The sequence below is a fragment of the Colwellia sp. 1_MG-2023 genome (assembly GCF_030546755.1).
GTDB lineage: Bacteria > Pseudomonadota > Gammaproteobacteria > Enterobacterales > Alteromonadaceae > Thalassotalea_H.
In genome coordinates this window covers 291,655-302,611 of the sequence record NZ_JAUOPE010000001.1, presented here as the reverse complement: position 1 = coordinate 302,611, position 10,957 = coordinate 291,655, and the positions used below count along the sequence as shown (strand labels likewise).

The 10,957-nt window shown below is 35.3% G+C and carries 11 protein-coding genes; 6 read left to right on the top strand and 5 right to left on the bottom strand.

All coding sequences use genetic code 11. The features are described from left to right. Positions 1 to 36: 36 nt before the first annotated feature. From Q4493_RS01260 to Q4493_RS01245, 4 genes are read left to right on the top strand one after another with little or no spacing between them, the layout of a single operon-like run. Positions 37 to 1,536: an AMP-binding protein gene (locus Q4493_RS01260; protein WP_303448780.1), complete on the top strand. Its 1,500-nt coding sequence runs from the start codon at positions 37 to 39 to the stop codon at positions 1,534 to 1,536. A 2-nt stretch (positions 1,537 to 1,538) separates the two neighbouring features. Beyond that, on the top strand, positions 1,539 to 1,805 hold the full coding sequence (locus Q4493_RS01255) for an acyl carrier protein (protein ID WP_303448778.1): 267 nt from the start codon (positions 1,539 to 1,541) through the stop codon (positions 1,803 to 1,805). Then, positions 1,792 to 2,523 (top strand): hypothetical protein, encoded by a 732-nt coding sequence (locus Q4493_RS01250; RefSeq protein WP_303448776.1) that lies wholly within the window; start codon positions 1,792 to 1,794, stop codon positions 2,521 to 2,523. The genes Q4493_RS01255 and Q4493_RS01250 overlap by 14 nt, the downstream gene beginning before the upstream one ends. Beyond that, the gene (locus Q4493_RS01245) at positions 2,520 to 3,347 is read left to right on the top strand and encodes an AAC(3) family N-acetyltransferase (RefSeq protein WP_303448774.1); all 828 of its coding nucleotides are present in this window, start codon (positions 2,520 to 2,522) and stop codon (positions 3,345 to 3,347) included. The genes Q4493_RS01250 and Q4493_RS01245 overlap by 4 nt, the downstream gene beginning before the upstream one ends. Before the next feature lie 25 nt (positions 3,348 to 3,372). Here the strand turns inward: Q4493_RS01245 and Q4493_RS01240 are convergent, their stop codons facing one another. Next, positions 3,373 to 4,635, bottom strand: coding sequence for a DUF4910 domain-containing protein (locus Q4493_RS01240; protein WP_303448773.1), 1,263 nt, complete (start codon positions 4,633 to 4,635; stop codon positions 3,373 to 3,375). A 152-nt stretch (positions 4,636 to 4,787) separates the two neighbouring features. On the opposite strand from Q4493_RS01240, the gene Q4493_RS01235 reads away from it, so the two are divergent. Beyond that, positions 4,788 to 5,300, top strand: coding sequence for a GNAT family N-acetyltransferase (locus tag Q4493_RS01235; protein WP_303448771.1), 513 nt, complete (start codon positions 4,788 to 4,790; stop codon positions 5,298 to 5,300). Positions 5,301 to 5,344: 44 nt separating this feature from the next. Next, positions 5,345 to 6,655: a glutamate-1-semialdehyde 2,1-aminomutase gene (locus tag Q4493_RS01230; protein ID WP_303448769.1), complete on the top strand. Its 1,311-nt coding sequence runs from the start codon at positions 5,345 to 5,347 to the stop codon at positions 6,653 to 6,655. 99 nt (positions 6,656 to 6,754) lie between these two features. Here the strand turns inward: Q4493_RS01230 and Q4493_RS01225 are convergent, their stop codons facing one another. The 4 genes from Q4493_RS01225 to Q4493_RS01210 form a co-directional block, all read right to left on the bottom strand. Then, complete coding sequence (locus Q4493_RS01225; protein WP_303448767.1) at positions 6,755 to 8,350, bottom strand: class I adenylate-forming enzyme family protein; 1,596 nt, start codon at positions 8,348 to 8,350, stop codon at positions 6,755 to 6,757. 123 nt (positions 8,351 to 8,473) lie between these two features. Continuing rightward, positions 8,474 to 8,749 carry an acyl carrier protein gene (locus Q4493_RS01220; RefSeq protein ID WP_303448766.1) on the bottom strand — a complete coding sequence of 92 codons (276 nt, stop codon included), beginning with the start codon at positions 8,747 to 8,749 and terminating at the stop codon, positions 8,474 to 8,476. Further along, positions 8,731 to 9,783, bottom strand: coding sequence for a pseudaminic acid synthase (pseI, locus tag Q4493_RS01215; protein WP_303448764.1), 1,053 nt, complete (start codon positions 9,781 to 9,783; stop codon positions 8,731 to 8,733). Before pseI ends, Q4493_RS01220 begins: the two co-directional genes overlap by 19 nt. A gap of 11 nt (positions 9,784 to 9,794) precedes the next feature. Further along, entirely contained in the window at positions 9,795 to 10,943 is a 1,149-nt protein-coding gene (locus Q4493_RS01210) for a Gfo/Idh/MocA family protein (RefSeq protein WP_303448762.1), read from the bottom strand. Positions 10,944 to 10,957: the final 14 nt, after the last annotated feature.

Genomic DNA, 10,957 nt, shown 5'->3' with positions numbered 1-10,957 from the left:
TTAATTTTCAGTTAATTTGTGTTAATAGGTGGTAGATTGCAAACATTAAAAAGTAAACTTAATGGTGCTTTGTGTAAATTTGCAAATTGCGATGCTTTGTATGTTAATAAACAAACATTAAGCTACGCTCAATTGAACAATATGAGTCATTATGTCGCTCAATTATTAGATAATTCTGACGTAAAATCTAATCGAGTTGCTATTTTAGCGCACCGTGAATTAGTAGCATACACCACTATTATTGCTTGTATACTTACCGCAAAAACCTATGTGCCTTTGAATATTAAAGCGCCTATTGAACGTCTAGTGAGTATGATAAATACTGCTAAGATTAATACCTTAGTCGTTAGCGAAAAATATCAAAATATTGCTAATGATATCAAAATGTTATTACCTGATATTGAGATTGTTTTAATTGCAGAGGCCGCGCTTTATCAAAAATCTCAAGAAGAGTTGAAATGTTTTAATAAATGGCAAAGTTTAACGAATAGTATTTGCTATATTATGTTTACTTCCGGCTCTACAGGTAAACCTAAAGGCGTACCTATATCTGAAGATAATTTAATCTCATATCTTGATTTTGTAATCCCATTTTGTGGGTTATCTATTGGTGATAGAACTAGTCAAACGTTTGATTTAACGTTTGATTTAAGTGTTCATGATTTATTTGTCACTTGGTTAAGTGGTGCTTGCTTATTTGTTTTACCTGAGAGTGCATTATTTTCACCAGGTGCGTTTATCAAGAAGCACCGGTTAACAGCATGGTTTAGCGTTCCCTCAACAGGAGCTATTATGCAAAAATTTGGGATGCTTAAAGAAAATATGTATCCTTCTTTGAAATTAAGTTTATTTTGTGGTGAAGCGTTACCAACCAATATGGCCATAGCATGGCAAAAATCTGCCTGTAATAGTAAGGTGGTTAACTTTTATGGGCCTACAGAAGCAACCATTGCCTGTGCATATTTTAAAATACCTGATGATTACAGCGAAGAAGAAATCATCCCAATAGGTAAAGCATTTCCTCATATGTCTTTTAGTCTTTCAGACAACGAAGAATTGTTAATATCTGGTACTCAAGTTACTGCTGGTTATTTAGAGTCTACCCCAGAAATGAAAGAGAATTTTGAACAAGTATCGAGTCAAGATGAAAATATCATTACTTGGTATCATAGTGGGGATAAAGTAGCTTGGCATGAGGGAGGCTATTATATTTATAAAGGCCGGTTAGATGAACAAGTTAAAATTCAAGGTTACAGAGTTGAACTTCAAGAAATTGAAATACTTGCAAAAAACTATGCTAAAAATAATCTAATCAAAGCAATTGTTTGGCCAAGAGATATAAATAGTTTTAATAAGGCAATTTACCTTTTTATTCAAACTAATAAAAAGGAAAAATTTAGCGAAGAACTCGTCGAGTTTTTGAATAAACGCTTACCTCATTATATGCAACCTAGAAAAATAATTTTACTAGAAAATATGCCATTAAATTTAAATGGTAAAATAGATAGCAATGCCCTCAGAGCAACATTGGAGTAGTTATGAGTTTTAAAGAAGAAGCTTATTATCAATTCATTTTGGAAAAAATCTCCAATAAAATTGGCGAGATAAAAGCCAATGAATTAGATGTGAATATTAATTTAATAGAACACGGGATTTTAGATTCTCTAGACTTTATATCTATGCTGATGGAATTAGAAACAAAGTTTGGTTTAGATCTGGATTTTGAAGATGTTGATCCTACAACGTTTACTTCTATATCAGGTTTATGTTTATTAATTGCAGGAGAAGTTAATGCCACCAGTTAATTGGGAAGAAGTATACAATTCTGAATTTGTGAATGCTCCCGAATGTTGGAAAACCTGTGGTGGTTATTGTTGTAAAAATTTTTACGGAGAACATTTTAATATTCTCGATAAAAATGGAGTAGCGCTTCCCCTATTGGCAACAGAATACGAGTATTATAAATCAATTGGTGGTATCGAAAATATTACCGAACCCGCTAAAAAAAGAACATTTACTTTAAGTAATGGTAAATCATTTTCAATTTACATTCTTTCATGTAGTTGTAGCGGGTTATGTAACCCACACAACGCAAGACCACTTATTTGTCGTATTTACCCTTATTTCCCACTGGTTGATGCATATGGCATGATTGAAGGGTTTGAGTATTCTGCTTTAATGGATTTATTTTATCGGGATCCTGATAATAATCATAAATGCACATTAGTACGAGAACAAGCAAAAAAAGTAAAGGATGAGTTAACGGTTAACTTACAATCATTATTATCTGATCCTGAAGTGGTCTTTATTTTTATGTGCCTAAAAGAATTGGTATCTCGATTAAAAAATAAAATGTCTGACTTTATTGATGATTTAGATGATGAGGGTAAAAAGCGTTTCATCGCCAAATATGAATGGATGATTTTATCTGGCAAGCCTTGGTCAGATAAAGCATTTAGTGAAAGAATTGATGCAATCTATGAAGAAGTTAAACAAGCAAATGGAAATGTTGATTTCCTATGAAGCGAATAGAAAAAAAGGATATTGAGGCATTATACCAATCTCTAGGTTTAGCTAATGAAGAATATGTTGTGGTTCATTCTTCATTATTGAAAACTGGGATTATAAATAATGAACCTGTTTCAGCTTTACCTGCCAATTTTTATCAAGCACTTACAAATGTCATGGGTGAACGAGGCAATATATTTATGCCTGCCTTTGACTATAGCTTCCCTAGTTGTCGAGAGGTTGATTTACGAAGTCAATCAACAAGTATTGGTGTTTGGCCTGAATGGTTTAGAAGTCAAGCAGGTATGATAAGATCCGCCCATCCTATGTTTTCTTATTGTGGCAAAGGCCCGAAAGCTAAAGCAATATGTCAACCTGATGTTGTAGAATTTAATAGTTTTTCTTCTAATAGCACTATGGCTCGACTTATTGAAAATAATGCTATGTTGTTGTTGCAAGGAACTCATATTGGGGTTGCTACTATTGTGGTTCAATGCGAAGCGATGTTAGGTGTTAAATATCGATTCTTAAAATCATTTCATGGTGATTTAGTTTTAACAAACGGAGAATGTGTTTCGGGTGATTACTATCATTTTTGTTTTCCTTTTAATAATGAATATCGTGAAAATTATACATTACTTGAAAAGCGCTTACTTAGTACGAATAAAATGAATAAAAAGTCATTAGGCTCAGGTGATGTTTATGCTGTTAAGTTAAATGATTTATTTATTGAAATTAAAAACTTATTGGAGTCAAATCCATTTGCTTTATTAGAACATCCACCTCAAAACTATTATCATGTTGAAAATGGCAAAGAGGTTGCTACACCTGTGTTGTGATAGATATTCACGGTTTCCTAGTTAATCAAATTTTTTTTAGTAAACCTTCATCTGATAATCGTTTTGCTAAAGACACTAAATTAATCGCATAACAATTAATTTTATTGGCTATATCAATCAGGTCATGCTTGCCATCACAATACGCGATAAAATCCATCATGGTTATCACATCGGTATAATCTTCAGTCATACTACTTAATGTTGGATACAGACCTCGCTTACCTAATTGAGGTTCACAAAACACGGTTACTTGATATCTATGATTATTTTCCAAAAGAATTAAACATTGCTGTAAAATATTAAAGCCACCTTGAAGTCCTTCAGGTGAAATAACATCGAGATTATCAAGAGACGTATGGTACTCAGGGTACTCTCCATATTTAGTTCGCATTACAGAGCATACCGGCAAATCAACACCTGGAGCACAATACTGTCGTTCGTCACTACCTCTTTGTAAAAAGGTATAATGTTGAAAGCTTTTAACTGAATTGTTTAGAGCATGAAGTGCTACTTTATCCGCCAAACTGTTTTCACTACGAGAAGGCACAAAAGAATAATCATTATTGTCACCAACACAAGTCACAACAAAACCCGCTATTGTATTTGTTTTCATATGCTCTAAGTGACGACTTAAATAGGTAATTGCGCCGATTGTTTCTGGAACAAAGATTATTCTATAGCTGTATTGAGTATCCGCCAAACTTGCTAACCATTGCGCTAACGCAGTTGTAACTACAGGACCTGAAAGTTCATTATTTGCTAGAGAAGGGTGGCATATATAAGTTGATAAAAGGATTTCTTTTTTAGATTTACCTTTAATGAGTAACTGCCCGTAATTTAATACTCCAGCCTCAAGACTACTCTCTATTTTTACCCGATACTTTCCCGGTGAAAGTGATTTTCTTTGATTTTCAGTTAAACAAAATCCCCAACGACGCTGATAATAAGACGTGATATATGGAATAGCATCAGGTTGTTTAGGCAAAGAATAAAGATGAGAATTTAACTCTTCGAGGTCCATTATTTTATCGATTGGCTCGGAATAACCCATAACGTGAAGATTTGAATGTGCAAAATCAATGACACGTTCGCCTAACTCATTTTCTATAAACGCTTGTTTTATATTCCATTCAAGTGGTACCTGCCAATCGAATACTTGTTCACCTGATTTGATTGATTCAATGGTTAGTTCAGGAATTTCTTTTTGCAGGTAAGTTAATGTATCTCTAACCCCTTGTCCTGTTAAACTTCGACAAATAGGAAAGAGATCAGTTGCCCATTGATACATTTTTGTACCTATTTGATTAAAGTTTTGCAAAAATCACCTGTATTGAATAGCTAAAGATTTGTTTATGTTAATATTTAAGTTAAATACTTTAACTCAGCAATTGTAATTTGTTAATCTATTATTAATTAATATGGCTATGGGAAAGTATTTATATGACTTTATCTATTTCTACTGAGCGCTTTTATATTCGTGAATTAACGCTCGAAGATGCCAATCAAGGCTATTTAGATTGGTTCAAACAATCAGCGATAAAAAAATACATTGCGAATGTCCCCAATAGCCTTCTTGAATTAACTCAATATATTGAAGAAAACCAAGCGAATAAGCAGACTTTTCTTTTCGGTATTTTTCCTCATAACTCGAATCAGCATATTGGCAATATTCGATATGAGTTTGCTTATGATACGCAAGATAAGGTTGATATGGGTATTTTAATTGGCGATGAGCAATGGCGAGGAAAAGGGGTTGCTGCTGAAGCTATATCAGCAAGCGCGCAATTTTTTAAAGAAAAATTCGATATTAAACAAGTAGTGTTGGGTGTAGATAGTGCGAATATTGCTGCAGTTAACGTATATGAAAAAATAGGCTTTTATGAGAAAGAAAAAATATTAATAGAAGCGCCAGAAAAAATTGGTCTTTTAATGGTATGGGATTTGCTAGATTAAATTCAGTAAGTGATTCATTATACAGTAAATATTTGGAGCATCCCTTGACAGTCAATGATAATAAACACTACGGTCAACGCGCTAAACGCTATATTCCCGGTGGAGCGCACACCTATAGTAAAGGTGATGATCAATTTTCATCGAACGCACCTGATGTTATTACGCGCGGTGAAGGGTGTTATATATGGGATGCAGAAGATAATAAGTTTACTGACTTTGCTCTGTCTTTGGGCACGGTTGTCTTAGGTCATGCTTATGAGCCAGTGCTTGATTCTGTAAGAGCAGAGTTATTAAAAGGTGTTAACTTTGTCAGACCTTCTGTCATTGAAGGGGAGTTAGCAGAATTACTTTGCGATATTATCCCTTGTGCAGAAATGGTTAAGTTGGCAAAACATGGCTCGGATGTGACGACAGCTTCAATAAAGCTTGCACGGGCATATACGGGCAAAGAAAGAGTCGTTAGGTGTTCAGCTGATGCTTTTAATGCGGTACATGACTGGTTTATTGGCTCTACCGTAGTAGATCGTGGTGTTCCTAAAGCTGTCAAAGATCTGACTTTGCAATTTGAATATAATAATATCGACAGCTTAAAAGCTTTGTTTTCGCAATATCCAGGTGAAATAGCGTGTGTAATTTTTGAGCCTATTTCATTCATTGAACCTAAAGCAGGATTTTTACAAGCAGTAAAAGATTTATGTGAAAAAAATAATGCCTTGTTAATTTTTGACGAAGTCGTTTCGGGCTTTCGCTTTTCTTTAGGTGGTGGCCAAGAATATTGCGGTGTTACACCACACTTAGCTGCTTTTGGTAAAGCTATGGCAAATGGTTTTTCAGTTAGTGCCTTAGCTGGTCGTAAAGATATTATGCAATTAGGGGGAATTGAAGGTGAACAAGAACGCGTATTTTTACTTTCAACGACGCATGGTGGCGAAACTCACTCAATTGCTGCTGCAATAAAAACGATTAATACCATAAGAGAGCATAATATAATTGAACACATTTGGAACATTGGTGGATTAATTAAAGCAGGTTTGACTAAAGCAGCTAAGGACGCAGGGATCAGTGATTTAGTTAATGTGGGAGGCTACGATTGCAAGCCAGCATTTGCTCTAGTTGATGCGACTGGAAAACCTTGCATGGTAACCAGGACTCTATTTTTACAAGAAACGATCAAAAGAGGTATTTTAATGCCTTATATCGTTCCTAGCTTTGCTCATAATGCCCAAGTGATTGATCAATCAATGGAAAGAATTACTGAAGCTTTTTGTGTGATCGATAAAGCACGAAAAGAAAATAACATAGCCGGATATGTTGAAGGTGATATTGTTAAACCTGTGTTTAGAAAATTCAATTAGGTTTTGAAACAGTGAATCATAAGGCTTTTTGGCTTTTATGATTCACATAAATTTTAAATTGTTGCTATTGGTTTTAAAAAGCTAATAGTGTTTATTCGATTACCTATACAACATTGCTCTTAATGGAGCGGACCAGTCTTCTCCTAATTTATTATAGTGCGCTCTTAATTCAAGTTTAGATATTTTGCCTGATGCGGTTAATGGTAGTGACTTATTGAAATAATATTTTAAGGGTCGCTGAAAAGGAGCAAGGTTTTTATTGGCTAAGCGACGTAATTCACGTTCAATTTGTTTTAACTTTTCACTGGCCTCTATTGTCTCGTTTTGGCTTCTATTTTCATCTTCAAGAACACAAATCGCTAGAATAACTTCGCCTAGAAATTCATCATCAACACCTATAACGGCTAACTCTTTAAGGCTAGAGTGTTGAGTTAAAGCTGTTTCAATATCTTTGGGATAAATATTAATACCACCAGAAATAATAATATCTTTTTTCCGCCCGACATAACTTAAAAAGCCATCAGATCCAATTTTACCTAGATCTCCTGTAAGGAAGTAATCTTGAGAGAAAGCAGCTTTTGTTAATTCATCCTTTTGATAATATTCATTAAATACTAAAGGTGATTTTACTGCTATTTCTCCAATATGATCTGCGGGCAATTCTGTTTTATCGTCTGAAAGAATTTTTATACTGACGTTTGGGCAAGGAGAACCAACGGTTGTATGTTTTTGCTGTGAATATTCAGGAAACAAATTTGTGGCTGTTGCCACTTCCGTTGCACCATACATTTCATGAAAGTCACAGCCAATCGATTGAAAAAGCTGTTCTTTAAAATGATTATCGATGGGGGCGGAAGACGTGACAATCGTTTTTAATGAGCTTAACTGAGTTGCGTTTGAAAGCAGCTCATCTTTAAGCGCATATAAATGCGAAGAAACACTGATTACTTTACTTACTTTAAAGCGTTCGACTGCTGCTATCCACGCTTGAGGAGTAAATTGTTTTAACTGAACTAAAGTCGCACCTAATAATAAAGGGACAAAAAAGAGCCTTTGTCCTAAAGAATGAAAAAATGGTGAAGCACACAAAATACTGTCTTCGCTGGTTATGTTATAAAGCTGCCAACTTTGCTGAGCTCGTAATAATTTGCATTGCTGAGAAATAGCGATAGGTTTTGGCAAACCTGTTGACCCTGATGACAAGGTAATAATGAAATTATCATTCGCTGTTTTGATATTTGAAAACTGTGTTAGTGGCTTTTTACTACTATCAGCATTTTTTATCTCTAGTGTAGACAAGTCATCAATACCAATAAATTCAATATTTTGGTTACTCGTTAATGTTTGACACTGTTTAATCTTATTTGAAAATTCAGGCTCAAAAAGCACGATATTAACGTCAGTGGCATGCCAACCGTCTATAAGTTGTGTTGCTGTTAACTGCGGGTTTGTCGGGATACAAGTTGCAGAGATTTTTGCTACGGCTAGTGAAAGCGCAGCTGTATTTAACGCTTCTTCCGCTAAAAAAGCTACTTTAGCTAAATTGGGGGCTGCGAGGTGAGATAATTTATCAGACCATAATTCAGACAATTCAAGTAATGTTTGATAACTCGTTGTATTGTCGCCTGAGATGATCGCCGTTTTATCACTGAAGCGCAAAGCGGATTCTTTAAATGCTTGAAAGACCACGGACATAGTCAATTACCTATAATGAATTGGGTTACTCGTGAAAGTTTATCTAATACGATTTCATTTAGTTACAGAGAATTTTACGAGAGTTCTCTGTAACTAGACGTTGAGTTATTAATGAACGTTTCTCTAAGCTGAAATCTTTCGAGCAACACTTTCGGCTAAAAAGCCGACAACTCTCATTTTCTCATCAGTTAACTCAGCAGTAGACAGTTTGATTGAAAACTCACTTTCCAAGGTCATAATCATGCTTAATGTTGCAAAAGAATCCAGTAATTGCTCATTCACGAAATTACTTGCTTCATTTACCGTTACATTATCTAGTGCGGTATTATCTTCAATGTATTCAATAATAAATTGCTGAACTTTATTCGTTAATGTTGAGGTCACTTTATTACTTCCCATGAAAGGCGATCACCAAGCTCAAGATCTTTACTTGCTTCTCTTCCTAAAACAATCTCTTTATATTTCGTCGATAAACCAAAACCAGGGCGAACAGATTTGATATTTTCATTGGTAAATTTTTCGCCTTTCTTAATGGTTGCGCTAACATAAAGTGATCGTCTGCCATTTTTATTTAATTTTGCAGCAGGCGTTAAATCATAATCAACTTTACCAATCGCTTTTTCTGCTCGACGTATTTCAACAATCATTTGTTGAAACTCTTCAATGGTTAATGAAAAGAAGCTGTCTACAGTTTCGGCTTCATCCGCTAATTTGATATGTTTCTCTATCACTTTTGCACCTAAGGCAACAGCCGCAATAGAAACACCAATGCCCATAGTGTGGTCAGATAAACCGGCATGACAACTGAACGTTTCTTCAAGATTTGCAATGGTTTTTAAGTTAACTTCTTCAGGGGGCGTTGGATAAGCGGTGGTACATTTTAATAAAATAACTTCATCACAGCCGTGAGCTTTTAAATGACTTACTGCGGTAAAAACATCGCCAATATTTGCTAAACCTGTTGATACTATAACGGGCTTGCCTGTTTTAGCGACTTTTTCTAAAAGTGCAAGGTCGACAATTTCAGGAGAGGCTATTTTATAGGCTTTCACTGGATAAAGTTCAAGTTCATCAACTGAGCTTTCATCAAACACTGAACCAAATAGTTCAATGCCTAATTCTTCAGCGTGCTTAAATAATTCGGGTAACCATTGCCAAGGCGTATGAGCGTACTCATAAAGGTTGTATAAGTTTTTATAGTCAGCCCAAGCATTATCTTTAGCAATGGCAAAATCTGCCTTGTCACTATTTAACGTTATCGTATCAGGGCGATAAACTTGTATTTTTATTGCATCAGCTCCAGCTTTGTGAGCCGCATGTATCATCTCAATGGCTTTTGATATTTCTCCGCCATGGTTACCTGAAAGTTCAGCAATGACATAAGTTGGTTGATCTTTGCCTATTGATAATGGACCTATATTTATATTTTTCATAATGTTAATTTTTAATTATTCTGTTCAAATTGAGTTAATTCTATCCATCGCTTTTCTTGATTAGATACATTCGCTGCTTGGAAAAGGGCTAAGCCCTCATGGGCATGTGACCAACCATACACGTATGGTGATTCATAACTACCCTGTTGTGTGTATTGCTCGAAAGCATCGGCAATATCATTGTATAAATTGGCAAATGCTTCGATAAAACCAGAAGGGTGACCCGGTTTAAATCTGTCTCTGACTTCGTTTTGATGAAGGCAATTGCCTCTGTCATACGTAACACGGCTTGAGTCTTTATTAAAAATATGTAAACGCTCTGGCTCTTCTTGATACCATTCTGCGCTGCCTTGATCACCAAATACACGTAATTTTAAACCATTACGATGACCTAAAGCCGTTTTACTTACCCACATAGCAGCCCGAAAGTCTTGCTCATAGTTTACCCACATATAAGCATCATCTACGATACCGTCAAAAATAGAAAAATGATGGAAGTCTGCGTTGATGCTTTCTGGTTTTAGATCAGTAATAAAGCCTGTTAAATGATGTACATGTACAGCTAAATCTAACAATAGAGTTGGTATTTCCCCATCTTCTAATCGCCATGCCTGAGGTGACATTTTATCTTCTGCTTGTATAAAACCGTCTGAAGGCATTTCTATTTGTATTTGCTTTAGCTTACCTAATTTTCCTGCTGCAATATGACGTTTTAAATCTCTAACCATTGGATAACCACTATAATTAAAAGTGACGGCGAGAAATCCTTTTGATTTATCAAGCGCTTGTTTTATTAATTTAGATTGCTCGATATTGGCGGCCATTGCTTTTTCGCATATGACAGCGATATCTTGTTCTAATAGCGCACAAACGACCTTTTGATGATGGGGGGTTGGTGTTAATACGACAACAGCGTCTAAGTTGTTTTTTTCTTCAGAAATATACTGTTGCCAGTCAGAATAAACTTTATCATCATTTAAATGCCAAGCTTTACCGGTTTTCACACTAATGTCTTTGTTGCGACTAAAACATCCAGATACGACTTTCCACCTTTCATCTAATTGACTAGCAACCCAATGAGCGTGGCCTACGGCGGACTGAGTGGAACCACCAATAAAACCAAGTCGCAGTGGTTTTTTAGTTTGTGAAGCTGTGATCATATTGTTCTCTTATT